The following is a 13,334-nucleotide window of genomic DNA, read 5'->3' on the forward strand; positions in this document are numbered from 1 at the left end:
GGCCGCCGCCCGTAGTCGGGTGGCGGCCCACGTCAATCGAACAGCTCGAGCGGTATCGCCGCCGCCATGGCGGCATAGCCAACATCACCGGGATGAAGCTTGTCGCCAGAATCGGCGTCGCTGCGCAGCACGGGTATGGCCTTGCCTGTGGAGACCGCCGCCTCGAAGTCGAGCACCGCATCGAAGGCGCCGCTAGTGCGGATCCACCGATTGATGTCGACGCGTACACCTTCCAGCGCCGGGGTCATCAGGCGATAGCCCCAGGCCGGCGTCAGCGTACCGCCGATCACCTTGATCCCGCGCGCGTGAGCCGCGGCGATGATCCTTCGGTACCCTCCGATCAGGTCAGTGGATGTTACCGGCGTCTCGCCCGGCTGCCCGCCGCGCACGATGTCGTTGATGCCCTCGAGCACGATCAAATGCGTCACGCCGGGCACGGCGGCGACGTCGCGCTCGAATCGATCAATCGCCGCCACGCCACGGCCCGCGCGCAACAATCGGTTGCCGCTGATCCCCGCGTTGACCACGCCGCACGCGCGACCGGACGATCGCGCCAGTCGCTCGGCCAGCCGGTCGGGCCAGCCGCGCCGGACCGTGTCCTGGTTCCGCGCGCCCTCGGTGATCGAGTCGCCCAGCGCGACAATCGTGCAGCGCGTGGTGGCGCGAACCGACGCGAGCGTGACGAAGGGGCGATCGCGCGACTCGCTCTCGACGCCGTCCGCGCCGGCGAAGCTGCCGACAAAGCCGGCGTTGCCGCTCACCTGCGTGCTCGGCGCGTCTGTGCTGAGCGTAACCACGACCGTGTCGTCCGCGCGTACCGCCAGCGGGACTGGGTCGCTGTCGCGCGCGGTGCCGGCGCCCAGCCGAACCGCGGGGCTGCCGCCGAAGCGTAGTCGCGTCGGTGCGGCGGCCCGACCTTCGACGGCGACGGTCATCGCGAAGACGCTCAGCGGCAGCGAGCGCTCCGGGTTGCCGAGCCGCAGCGAGAGCGCGCTGCCGCCGCGCGTGAGCCGTAGTTTATAGCGGAAGCGCCCGGCAGGACGCGTCGGCGGCGTCGCCGCGGTCGCCGGCGAGGGGGCATAGCCCCATGCGCCGGCCCAGCGGGCTCGCGACGGGCTCGGCGCCCCGCCGGCGTCGGCGCTCAACAGGATGAGCGCCGTGGCGAGCGCAACATGTCTACGGTAGATCATCGCTCTCCCTCTCATCAGAAGCGGAAGCGCGCCGCGAGCGAGTAGACCCGCCCCTCGTAGTAGACGCGGTCGGTGTAGCCGGTGAACGCGAGCGAGCCGGGGCCCCAGAAGGCGCGCTGTGGTCGACCGAGCAGGTTCTGCGCGTCGAGCGTCAGCGTGATCGCGTCGGTGAGCTTGTACGCCGTCGAGGCGTCGAGCCGGCTGATCGGAAACCAGTTGAGGTTGGCGGTCGGGTCGGCGAGCACGTAGGAGAGGATGAAGCGGCTGCGCACGCTATAGGCGACGCGCGCGCGGAAGCGACCGTCGTCGTAGAACACCGACGAGTTGAAGCTGCGCTTCGAGATGCCGGGGATGAGCCCCTTGCTCGCGACGTTCGCGCCGGTCCGCGGCAGCACCTGCTCGGTGTCGATGTACGTGAAGTTCGCCGAGGCGCCGACGTTGCGAAGCAGACCGGGCGCGATGTCGAGGAACGAGCTGACCGAGAGCTCGAAGCCCTTGATGGTGCCCGCGCCGCCGTTGAACGGCCGAGTGACATTGGTCTGTGTCGTGCTGCCGGGCAGCGTCACGCGATCGATGGTGTTGATGATGAAGCCGTCGACATCGCGGTGGAACAGCGCCACGCTGGCCGCGCCGGCGCGCCCGAAATAGCCCTCGAGCGAGACGTCGAGGTTCTCGGACCTGATCGGACGCAGCGCCGGGTTGCCGCTCGCGACCGCGGTCGCGCTGGCACCACCCGCACTCTCCACTACCGACACGCTCGGGTTCAATTGAGTGAAATCCGGCCGGCTGAAGGTCTTCGTCCAGGCGCCCCGCAGCTGGATGGCGGGCGAGAAGTGCGCCACGAGGCTGACGCTCGGGTCGACATCGAGGTAGTTCTGACGCTGGTCGAACGCCACCGCGGTGGTCACCCGGCAGGCTCCGGTGCCGGTGGTGCGCAGCTGTGTGCCGCGGATCGACAGCACGGTGTTGACCGCGCGCGCGCCCGCGACGCCGTCGAAAGCAATCCCTGCCAGCGTGAAGCCGTACTGCGCCTGACCATAGACCGCGTAGGTGCGCTCGGTGCCTTCGAAAGAGGCGGTCGGGCTTAACGCCGGACGCTCGCTGCCAAATGCGGTGGCCTGGCCCGGCAGGGTCGCGACGTAGGCATTAAGCGCGGCATAGCCTGCGTCTGTGCCGAGCAGAGCCGCCGGATACTGGACCCAGCGCGAGGGGACAGTCACGTCGTCGCCGCGGAAGCCGCGATCGATCGTCTCAGCCGACGCCCCGCCCGGCAGCGCGGAGAGCGGCAGGTTCAGCGCTGAGAGGCTGACCGAGCGTGAGCCCGACTGATAGTCGGTGCTACGGTCGGTGTAGCGGAACCCGCTCTTCAAAGCGCTGACCAGGCCGCCATCGGTGTCGAGCACGAGGTCGCCGCGCCACTGCAGTCCGCGGCTTTTCTGCCGCACCAGCGCGTCGCTGTAGAGGTTGGCCTTGAAGGTGGTGGGCTCCTCGAGATCGGTCGCGCCATCCAGCTGATAGGAAAGGCTACCCCAGCGCGAGTCACCGTGGAACACGGCGTCAATCGTCTGCGGCGAGCGGAAGGCGAGCTGGACCGCCCGAACGATCTGCTCCTGGTTGGAGCGCGTGTAGGTCAGATTGGTCGACAGTGTCGCACGTCCGGCGTCGTAGCGGACGCCAAATTCCCCCTGTGTTGTGCGGATATCGTTAAGATTGAAGGAGGAACGCGGTCCGGTCGGGGTGGCCAGAGTATAACGCGCGCTCTTGACGATATCGGTTCCCGGCACGAGCGTCACGTCGCGCAGCGCCGTCCCCGCCGGAATGACCAACTCGAGGTCATTGTCGAAATAGGTGTTTTTGTCGTGGATGTGAGTCACGCGCAGATCGAGCCGTAGGTCATCGACCGGCTTCCACTGCAGCTCGCCGGTGAGCACCGGGCGCTTGAAGTTGCCGTTGGGGTGCTTGACCAGACTGCGCGTGGGGTAGCGCACCGCGCCGAGGCCCGCGGGAGTGATCGACTGGGTCGCGGTGCTGGTCTGCGGGCCGAAGTTCTCTCGGTACGACTCTAGATAGTCGCGGCGGACGTAAGAGGCGTTGAGCAGGACACCGATCTCGCCGATGCCGGTCTGCCAGCGATTGCTGACCAGCAGGTCGCCGTTGTAGAAGAAGCGCCGGGCTTGGTCGTCGTAGCTGCCGCGCGCGGTGCCGGCGACCGTCCAGCCCGGTTTGAAGTCGAAGGGCTGGCGCAACTGGATGTCGATCGCGCCGCCGATGCCGCCCTCGATCAGGTCGGGCGTGAGCGCCTTGTAGACGGTGACCGCGCGCAGCAGGTCTGCCGGATAGGTGTTGAGCAGACTGCGGCGCGATGCGCCGACATACGACTCCTCGCCGTTCACGGTGGTGAGGACCTGGCTGAGGCCGCGCACGGTGATCGCCTGGCCCTCACCACGATTGCGGAACACCTGCACGCCGGGCAGGCGCGCCAGCGCCTCTGTTGCGCTGTTGTCGGGAAGTTGACCAATATCCTCGGCGGCGACCGTGTCGAGAATCGCGGAGGCCTGACGTTTGGTCTCGCGCGCCGTCTGCAGACTGGCTCGATATCCGGTGACGACGATGTCCGCGTCGGCGGGATCACCGGTGTCCGCGAGCATGGCCGCGTCGTTTCCCGCGTCGGCTTCACGCCGGCGTAGTACGATGCGGGAGCCCTCGTCGGAGGCGATCTCGAGTCCACTGCCGGTGATTAAACGGCGCAGCGCGGCGCGCGCGCTCATCGTCCCGGAGAGCGGTGCACTACGCCGCTGATCCAGGCCCTCCCCGGGTGCCACGATCTGAACGCCTGCCTGCCGGCTCAAGGCCGCGATCGCGGCGTGGAGCGGCTGCGCAGGGATGTCGAAGGCATGTTGCTGCGCCGTCGCGGATGACGCGCTCGCGAGAACAACGGCCGCGGTGCTGCAGCCGAGCAGGTAGGAAGGTCGCATTCTTCTCTGTTCCCCCGAACGGCCGCAATCGTCGCAGCCTCGAGAGGGTAGAGCGTGGAGGTCGTTGCCTCCGCCATGCCCGCGACGAAAAAATGCGATCAGCGTGCCAGCCGGATGCCGCCGGGCACGTCGCTGGCGGTCAGCCCTTGCGCGAGCGCGGCGGCGCGGGCGAAGCCCATCGGGTCACTCGTCGCGTAGACCCCAGCTACCTTCAAGCGGCCGACCGCGGGATCAGCGATGAGGATGTGGCGTTCGGAGTAACGCGCATATTCGTGCGCGGCATCGTTCAGCGTCATGCCGGTGAGGTCGATCTCGCCGCGTTGCCACAGGCCCGCGCGCTCGACGTCCGCGCTCGACAGCTTATCGACCCGATCGGCGCCATCGCTGCTGATCAGCCGATCGCCCGCTAGAAGCCGGTGTCGTCGGGCGCCACGTCGGACGTCGACGATGCCTTCGCGGACGGTCACCGACACCGTCTCCCGCTCCCGGCGCACGATGAAGCTGGTGCCCACGACCCGCACGGTCGTTGTGCCGGCCTCGATCACGAAGGGCCGCGCGCGGTCCTTTGCCACGTCAAAGTTCACCTCACCGGCGAGAAGCCGTACGCGGCGCTCGACCGGTGCGAAGGCGAGCGCGATCTCAGCGCCTGTGTTCAGCGTCACGGCCGATCCGTCGTCGAGGGCGGTGCGGCGCTGACTGCCGATTGGTGCGTCGATGCGCGCCTCCGGATGGTGGCGCGAGAGCGCGACCGTGCCGATCAGCGCCGCTGCGAGGGCGCCCCCGGCTCCGCCGATCCAGGCACGGCGAGACACCGCGGGCGGGGCGGTCGGCTCCCCCGCGACATCGGCGTTGAGCGCTCCGAGTGCGGCGGCGCGGTCGAGGTAGGCATTCGCCGCCATGGCTCGGGCGAAGGCGCCCGCATGTCGCACGTCCGCGCTCGTCCAGGCGTTCAGCTCGGCTTCCTCAGCGACGGACAGCGCGCCCGCCTCGACGCGAAGTGCCCAGCGCGCCGCTACCTCGTCAAGCGAGCTCGGCGTCGCGGTCTTCGTCATCGGATCGGGCGGCACCTGGGTCACGCGGACTAGATGACCGAAGCTGCCCACTTCCGCCACGCCCAATCGCATCCGTCAGGCGCGCCAATGCCTTGACCATATGCTTTTCAACGGTGCTCTCGGCGATGCCCAGTCGCTCGGCGGTCGCCCGCTGTGACAAGCCGTGAAATTTGCGCAGCGTGAACACCTCGCGACAGCGTGCCGGCAGCGCGGCAATCAGCTTCCCGACATGGGCGAGTTCCTGACGATCCGCCGCGACGCGCTCGGGCGAGGGAAGATCGGCCGGCACCTCCAGCAGCTCGACACTGATCTGTGCGTCGATCGCGACGATCCGCGCCCGGCGCAGCGTGCGCAGTACGACCGACTTGGCGACCTGGAAGAGGTAGGTTCGCGGGTCCACGATATGGTCCACGCGATCTAGCGCCGCGAGAATGGCGTAGCTCTCCTGGACGACATCTTCGACGTCCATGCCGATGGCGGGTCGACGCGCGAGCCAGAGCCGCAGCGCCGCCTCGTTCGGAAAGATATGGCGTCCTAGCCACGCCGCCCGGTCGCGCGAGATCGTCATGGCACGCCCGCTACCGCGCACATGTGACAGTATGGCGATGGTGGAGGCTTGTGAGGCCACGTTACCTTAACGGACGTCCGCTTTGAAAAGTCACCCTCGAGACGGTGAATGACCACTTTCGAGTCATAATCGAACGTTCGTGAAGGCAGTACTTAGCTGGTAGAAGGACCAAGGCCGGCCGCCCTCTCTCAACGCGAATTCGTTCGAAGCTTCGGGCTCGCAGCGGTCAGTCTCGATCCAAGACGAGCCAGCGGGAGATCGCCTCTCGCACTCCGTTGAGATCAGGCACGTCGTCCGTCGCCCAGGCGACCACGCCGTCAGGGCGCACGAACGCCGCGGCTAGGTTAAACTGCTCCTCGGCCCGCGCGGCAACGTAGCGGAGCCTGCCACGGGAACTCTCTTCGAAGCTCGCAAGCGGTGCACCGCTGTCGAAATCGAACAGGACGGCGCGCCCGTCGCGCAGCAGCTCACCCAGCCTGACTCCCCCGGCGAGCACGACGTCGGGCGCGCTTCGCCCTGTTAGTGGATGATCGCCGCCAAGATCGTAACGGAGCGATATGCCGGACTTGCGCTCGGCAAAATAAGTTGCGCCATCGCGCGTCGCGATCACATCACGCAGGATGGCGGCAAGCGCGCGCGAGGCCGGGGCGGGCCGCATCAGCGCGACCTGCGCACGCGACCAGTCGAGCACCTGAGCGGCAACCGGGTGGCGCTCGGCCTCATAACTGTCGAGCAGTCCAGAGGGCGCATCTTGGCGGACGACAGCGGCAAGCTTCCAGCCGAGGTTCATCGCATCGCCAAGTCCGAGGTTGGGCCCCTGACCACCGAGCGGCGAATGGATGTGTGCCGCGTCGCCCGCCAGCAACACGCGCCCGCGGCGGTACGCCTCGGCCTGAAAGGCGCGGTCGGTCCACGTCGTCGCGAGCCGCAGCGCCCCCACCTTTAGGTCGACGCCCGATACGCGGCGCAGCAGGGCCTCGACATATTCGCACGTGATAGGTTCGACGCGATGGCGGGAGCCGCCGTGGCTCTTCGCCATGGGCGAGCTTGTTCCGCCCCTCGGCATAGACCCTGCCCACCGCCTCACTTACGGTCAGGCTAGAATCCGTTGATGCACCTGTCGCCGGCCTGAGCACCGCCTCGACGAATTCGGTCATAGGCCTGATCGCCCCGCCCGCGCCCGACACGCCGTCCATCGCGCACCCGTAGTCTACGACCGCGACGAAATCTGAAGGTTCTCGTCGGGCGGCTCCGAACCAGTAGAGGGCATTTACCCAGCGCTCGATCGCATGTAGCGCCCGGCCGCTGCCGCGGGCGGTGAGATAAGCGTCTAAAAGCGCGCCAGCTCTTTCAAGGAAGGCCTGTTCGGACTTCATTTTGGCCGCGAGGCGGCCCGGCGGACCACTGAGCCCAGGCCGGAACATGCTTCATCCCTTGGCGAACTGACCGGCCTCGTTGGTTGCAAGGCGGGCCTCGTGGGATTGATGCTGTTGCCCCGCCTTCGCGAAGGAACGCGCATCCTCAAGGGTGAAGCGCAGCCCGACAACATCGAGGGCCAAACCGATGAGCGCGGACGCCTTCTCGGGGCCACGGCCTGCGTCGCTTCCTTCGATCGTGACGGTTCCCACCCAGTCGTAGTTGCCAAGAAAGTCGATTAGCTCGATCGCATCAGTCTCACCGTCGTCCCGCCCGTCGTCCCGCCCGTCGTGAACGGCACGTCGCAGGTCGTCGCGGGTGATTTCGCCACGTTCAAACCTGTCGAGTAGCTGGCGCACCGGCGGATCGAGGACGTAGCGTGAGGCCCAATCGTCCCGCGGGCGGAAGTTAATCGGCCCGACTTTGAAGGCGGGTACCTTCTGGTCCCGGTGGAACAGGTGGCAAGGAATGTGCCGGCGCAGCGTGCGTTTGACCTTAGCGGCAAGGTCGTCGAGACTCTGTTCGTAGTCCCTCACGACTGCCTTAATGAACTCCGGCGTCGGCTCGCTCGCGCCTGATTCGTCGTCCGGCAGGTGGCTCTTGCACAACGATACTGCCTCTCCGATGGCTTTGAAAGATTCGCGCTCAAACACCTTCCGTATAAAAGCCGCTCTGTAGTCCTGGCGCGCGGCCCAGACCTGCGACGTCAGCGTGTGGGCAGCGTTCGCGCCGTTCTGGGTGAATTGGTACTGGCGACCGTCGCTGGTCGGGATGGCCATTGGCGTGAATGGATGTTCCCAGAGCGCGTGCCATTCCTCCCACGGCATAGCGCCCGCCTTGATCACATCGTCCAGGATGATGTCGAATAGTTCCTCGATCGGCGTCGTAGACTTGCTTCGGTTCTGCCTTGGTCGACGTTCCGACACCAGTTATCTCCCCCGTCTTCCGCATCGATACCGCGGCAGTGGACGATCTTGCCAGGGGATTCTCCAACGGGAAGCTACCCACTCGGCAGCTTACTGGACCTACCATCAGGAGTTTTCCTGAGCTGCTGACGGGCGGTTAGTTTCGAGATTAGCGGTCTTCAGAGACGGAGCGGCGGGCATCCATGAAAGCCCGTTCCACTGCGGGCTTGTAGCTGACCTGACCGTCGGGTGCGAACTGCTAAGCCTGGGTCCTCTCGGCCAATCCCAACATCGCAGCCGCAAAAAGGAGAGGCTCGCGGCCAACAGAAGGGGAAAGTCAGGGGAGACCCAAAGCGCAACGGCCCCGCATCGCTGCGAGGCCGTTGGAAAACATGGTGGACGCACTTGGGCTCGAACCAAGGACCCGCTGATTAAGAGTCAGCTGCTCTACCAACTGAGCTATGCGTCCATGACCGGCGGGAAGAAGCGGTTGGTGCCGCCCCGCGATCGGGAAGCGCGCCTCTAGCAACGCACTCCGGCTTTGCAAAGCCCTTTTTTCGCTGCGCTGCAAGAAATCACCATCACCAGCGCTGGCGCAGCTTCGATGCCCGGTCGATCCCCATCAGAATGCCGAGCGAGATCAGCACCGTCATCTGCGCCGAGCCGCCGAAGCTGACCAGCGGCAACGGAATACCCACCACCGGCGCCAGCCCCATCACCATCATCAGGTTGATCGCCATGTAGAAGAAGATGGTGGTGGCGAGCCCCGCGGCGGCGAGCTTCGCGAAGCGATCCTCCGCGCGCACCCCGACGTTGACGCCCCAGCGGATCACCAGCAGGAAGCCGATGATCAGGAAGGCGCCGCCGGCCAGCCCCCATTCCTCCGCCATGGTGGCGAAGACGAAGTCGGTATGGCCTTCGGGAAGATAGTCCAGGTGGCTCTGCGTGCCGTTAAGGAAACCCTTGCCGAACATCCCGCCCGAGCCGATCGCGATCTTCGACTGGCTGATGTGATAGCCGGTGCCGAGCGGATCGCTCTCGGGATCGAGGAAGATCAGCACGCGATGGCGCTGATAATCGTGCAGCACATATTCGAACGCGAGCGGGATCGCGACCGCCGCGGCGAGCGCCCCGCCGATGAACAGGCGCAGCGGGATGCCGGCGAGAAACATGACGGTGGCGCCCCCGGCGCAGATCATCAGCCCGGTGCCGAGGTCCGGCTGCGCCATCACGATCAGCGCCGGCAGCCCGATCAGCACCGCGGCGGGCCAAAGCGCGGCGAAGCGCCGCGTCTCGGTCGCGGGGAGCAGGGCATAGAAACGCGCGCAGGCGAGCACGATCGCCAGCTTCATCAACTCGGACGGCTGGATCCTGAGCGGCCCGAAACCGAGCCAGCGCTGGCTGCCCCCGCGCACGGCGCCGAGCATCTCCACCATCAGCAGCAGCACCAGCAGCACCGCATAGATCCAGAAGGACGAGCGCTTCCACCAGTCGAGCGGGACGCGCGAGAGCGCCACCGCGCCCGCCAGAAACACGATGAAGCGGATGCCCTGCGGCAGCACCCAGGGAGTCACGCTGCCGCCTGCGGCCGAATAGAGTACGACCAGCCCGAAGCCACCGATCGCCACGACGAGCAGCAGCACCCGCCACGGCAGCGCCGCGAGCGGGGCGGGGACGAAGCCGCTCACTCGCGCGCGCCCGCTGGCGGGGTGGCGCGATTCGAGCCAGCGCCGCGCCGGTCATCCTCGGTGTCGGGCTCGGGCGAACCGGTACGCGCCGGGCCGTTGCCCGCGGCGGTGTCCGCCGCCTGCGCCTCGGCCGTGGCATTGGAGGCGTCCGTCGCCGCCGCGACCGCGTCCGAGCCCGTGGCCGCGACGTCGTCGAGCTCCGGCTGCGGCGGGGGCGGCGCGTGCGCGGCGCGATACGCCGCTTCCTGCGCCGCCATGCGCGTGCGGATGTCGCCGCCCCAGGTCGGCTCCACCTCGGCGAGGCTCTTCAACGCGCGCTCGCGGTCGAACAGATAGGTCATGATATCGCGCCCGATCATCGGCGTGTCGAGGTTGCGCACAGTATGGCCGTTATGCTCGAGCACCACCGCCGCGGCGTAGCGCGGGTTGTCGTACGGCGCGAAGCAGACGAACAGCGCGTGATCGCGCAGCTTGAACGGCAATTGCCCGTTCTTGAGCACCCCGCTGCGGCGCTCCGCCATGGTGATGCGGCGCACCTGCGCGGTACCGGTCTTCGCCGCGATCGCGACGCCGGGTACCTGCATCCGCGCCGCGCCGCCGGTGCCGCCAGCATTGACCACGCCGTACATCGCCTCGCGGATGAGGCGGAAATGCTCGGGGTCGATCGGCAGCGGTTCGGCCTTGGGCTTGAACGGATCGCGCAACAGCGTGGGCTGCAGCTCCAGCCCCGAGCCGAGCCGGCTCGCCATCACCGCGAGCTGGAGCGGGTTGGCAAGCACATAGCCCTGGCCGATCGAGGCATTGATCGCGTCCGCGACCTTCCACTCGGTCCTGTACTTGCGCTGCTTCCATTCGCTGTCGGGCACGGTGCCGTAGCGCTGCGTCGCGAACGGCAGATCGAACTTCTGTCCGAGCCCGAGCGCGCGCGCGACCGGCGCGATCTTGTCGTAGCCGACGCGCCGCGCCATCTCGTAGAAATAGATGTCGCAGCTCTGCATGATCGCGTTCTTGAGATCGAGCGGGCCGTGGCCGTGGCGCTTATGGCAATGCCACACGCCGTTGCCGACCTGGAACGCGCCCGAGCAGAACACGCGGTCGTTCGGGTCGATCCCCGCGGCGAGCAGCGCCAGTCCGTTCATCGGCTTCACCGTCGAGCCGGGCGGGTACAGCCCCTGCGTGGCCTTGTTCATCAAGGGCACGTGATCGTCCTCGCTCAGCATCTTCCACTCGAGCTGGCTGATGCCCTCGGAGAAGCTGTTGGGATCGTAGGCCGGCATCGACACCATCGCGAGCATCTCGCCGTTGGTGCAGTCGAACACCACGCACGAGCCCGAGTTGGTGCCAAGCCGGCGTGCGGCATATTCCTGCAGCCCCGCGTCGATCGTCAGCCGCAGCGTGCGCCCGGGCACGTCGGGGCGGGTGGCGAGCTCCCTCACCAGCTTGCCGCGGGCAGTAACCTCGACCCGCTTGGCGCCGGCGGTGCCGCGCAGCAGCGGCTCCATCGTCTTCTCCAGCCCGTCCTTGCCGAGCTTGAACCCGGGCGTCAGGTAGAGCGGGTCGCGCACCTTCTTATATTGTTCCGCGGTCGCCGCGCCGACATAGCCGATCAGATGCGCCACCGCCGCGCCGGCGGGGTAATGACGCGCGAAGCCGCGCGACGGCGCCACGCCGGGCAGCTCGGGCTGGCGCACCTGCACCGCGGCGAAGCGGTCCCAGTCGATGTTCTCCGCGATCTCGACCGGACGGAAGCCGGGCGAGTGTTTCAGTTCGGCTTCGATCTGCGCGATCGCGTCGTCGTCGAGGCCGAGCAGCGCACGCAGCCGCGCCAGCGTGCGTTCCTTGTCCTCGAGCCGGTCGGGGATGACGTCGACGCGAAAGTCGGTGCGGTTGCTCGCGATCGGCTGGCCGTTGCGGTCGACGATCCAGCCGCGGCGCGGCGGGATCATCGTCATGCTGACGCGGTTGCGCTCGGACAGAAGGTTGTAATGCTCGTTCTGCGTGATCGCGAGATAGCCCATCCGCCCGATCAGCAGCGCGCCGAGCCCCGCCTGTCCGGCGCCGAGCAGCCAAGCACGGCGCGAGAAGCTGTAGGCCTGCGCGGCCTCGGTCATCACGCGCGGTGGTCGCGCCATCAGCGCACCCGCTTGAGATCGATCCACGCCACCAGCCGCGCGGCGGCGGGAAAGAGCAGGACGGAGAGGATGATCTGGATTACGAGCACGCCGTCGACATAGGCCGATAGGGGGCTGGCGAACAGCCGTCCGCCCGCCAGCGCGAGAGCGATCGCCACCGCCGCAATCGCCCAGCTCTGCGCGAAGTCGCGCACGCCGGAGCGCGCCTCGAGCGCCTCGATCAGGAAGAAGGCGAGCGTCCACAGCAGCATGGCGCTGCCGAGCGGCTGGCCTGACACGAGATCGTCGAACAGCCCGAGCAGCGATGGCGCCCAGACGCGCAGCGACAAGGGCGCGAGCAGCCGCCACGCCAGCATCATCAGCAGCCCGAACGGCGGCAGCAGCCCCAAGGTCGCGTTCCACGGCAAGGTCGTCGCCAGCGAGCCAGCGAGCACGCTGGCCCAAGGCAGCAGCCGCGCGCGTCCCGGCGGCAGCGGCTCCTCGAACAACGGGCGCGCGGGCAGCGTCACGACGCGGGCGTGGCCGTGGGCGACGGGGTGGGGGAGGGCGCCGGTGGCGTCGGCGGGGGCGGCATGAAGGCGCGGTGCACCAGCGCCACGTCGAGCGAGTCGGGTCGCGCGAATGGACGCGCCGGCGCGCTGTCGGTACCGCCGCGCAGCGCGCGCGCGACCGGTACGCCCGGCACGAAGATGCCGCCCGTTCCCGAGGTGACGAACAGGTCGCCGGGACGGAAGCGGCCGTCGGCGGTGTCGATCGTGCGGATGTCGACCAGGCCGTCGCCACGTCCGGCGGCCAGCGCGGGGCGCCCGTCACGCGTACGGCGCACCGGCACCACGCTTTCGGGATCGGTGATCAGCAGCACGCGCGCGGTATCGGGACCGACGTAGAGGATGCGGCCGATCAGCCCCTCGGGGCCGGTGACCGGCTGTCCGTCGGCGACACCCTGGAAGCTGCCAGCATTGAGCAGCCCGAAGCGGCGCGTGCTCGAAGCGCTCGTGCTCACGATCCGCGCCGCCGCAATCGTCTCGGGCAGCCGGTCGCGCAGCGCCAACAGCCTGCGCAGCCGCACGTTCTCGAGCTGCGCCTGCCGCCCCGCGAGCAGCGCACCGCGGGCCTGGTCCAGCCGCGCGCGCAGCACCTCATTCTCGCCACGCACGCGGAAATGCGTGCCGATCGCGTCGGGGACGGCGGCGAGCTGCCCACCCGCGCTCGCCAGCAATGCGGCGGGCGGCGCGGTGATCTCGGCGACCGCGGCGCGCAACGCGTTGAACGCCACCGGGTTGAACGCCGACAGCGCGAGCAGCACGCCGCCGACCACTGCCCCGGCGACGCCGAGAATGTAGGTAAGGAACAGCCCGTATTGCGCGCGCCGCGAGAAACCCGGACGCCGATCACGTGACGGCGTCAT

Annotated in this window: 10 protein-coding genes and 1 tRNA gene; all 11 read right to left on the reverse strand. The window is 68.0% G+C overall.

The window, feature by feature from the left end:
• Nucleotides 1-32: 32 nt before the first annotated feature.
• Entirely contained in the window at nucleotides 33-1,190 is a 1,158-nt protein-coding gene (locus ACMGDM_RS11715) for an SGNH/GDSL hydrolase family protein (protein WP_436804313.1), read from the reverse strand.
• 14 nt (nucleotides 1,191-1,204) lie between these two features.
• Nucleotides 1,205-4,165, reverse strand: coding sequence for a TonB-dependent receptor (locus ACMGDM_RS11720; protein ID WP_436804314.1), 2,961 nt, complete (start codon nucleotides 4,163-4,165; stop codon nucleotides 1,205-1,207).
• 98 nt (nucleotides 4,166-4,263) lie between these two features.
• Nucleotides 4,264-5,241 (reverse strand): FecR family protein, encoded by a 978-nt coding sequence (locus tag ACMGDM_RS11725; RefSeq protein ID WP_436804315.1) that lies wholly within the window; start codon nucleotides 5,239-5,241, stop codon nucleotides 4,264-4,266.
• On the reverse strand, nucleotides 5,186-5,785 hold the full coding sequence (locus tag ACMGDM_RS11730) for an RNA polymerase sigma factor (protein ID WP_436804316.1): 600 nt from the start codon (nucleotides 5,783-5,785) through the stop codon (nucleotides 5,186-5,188). The genes ACMGDM_RS11725 and ACMGDM_RS11730 overlap by 56 nt, the downstream gene beginning before the upstream one ends.
• A gap of 226 nt (nucleotides 5,786-6,011) precedes the next feature.
• Complete coding sequence (locus tag ACMGDM_RS11735; RefSeq protein ID WP_436804317.1) at nucleotides 6,012-6,824, reverse strand: FAD-dependent monooxygenase; 813 nt, start codon at nucleotides 6,822-6,824, stop codon at nucleotides 6,012-6,014.
• Between the two features lie 388 nt (nucleotides 6,825-7,212).
• Entirely contained in the window at nucleotides 7,213-8,127 is a 915-nt protein-coding gene (locus ACMGDM_RS11740; protein ID WP_436804318.1) for a hypothetical protein, read from the reverse strand.
• A 372-nt stretch (nucleotides 8,128-8,499) separates the two neighbouring features.
• Nucleotides 8,500-8,575, reverse strand: a tRNA-Lys gene (locus ACMGDM_RS11745).
• A gap of 112 nt (nucleotides 8,576-8,687) precedes the next feature.
• Nucleotides 8,688-9,794 (reverse strand): rod shape-determining protein RodA, encoded by a 1,107-nt coding sequence (rodA, locus tag ACMGDM_RS11750; protein WP_436804319.1) that lies wholly within the window; start codon nucleotides 9,792-9,794, stop codon nucleotides 8,688-8,690.
• The gene (mrdA, locus tag ACMGDM_RS11755) at nucleotides 9,791-11,926 is read right to left on the reverse strand and encodes a penicillin-binding protein 2 (protein WP_436804320.1); all 2,136 of its coding nucleotides are present in this window, start codon (nucleotides 11,924-11,926) and stop codon (nucleotides 9,791-9,793) included. The genes rodA and mrdA overlap by 4 nt, the downstream gene beginning before the upstream one ends.
• The gene (gene mreD / locus ACMGDM_RS11760; RefSeq protein ID WP_436804321.1) at nucleotides 11,926-12,435 is read right to left on the reverse strand and encodes a rod shape-determining protein MreD; all 510 of its coding nucleotides are present in this window, start codon (nucleotides 12,433-12,435) and stop codon (nucleotides 11,926-11,928) included. Before mreD ends, mrdA begins: the two co-directional genes overlap by 1 nt.
• A complete protein-coding gene (gene mreC / locus ACMGDM_RS11765) occupies nucleotides 12,432-13,334 on the reverse strand; it encodes a rod shape-determining protein MreC (RefSeq protein WP_436804322.1) in 903 nt (300 codons plus the stop codon). The genes mreD and mreC overlap by 4 nt, the downstream gene beginning before the upstream one ends.

Origin of the sequence: Sphingomonas larreae (assembly GCF_051400595.1) — a bacterium.
Classification (GTDB): domain Bacteria; phylum Pseudomonadota; class Alphaproteobacteria; order Sphingomonadales; family Sphingomonadaceae; genus Sphingomonas.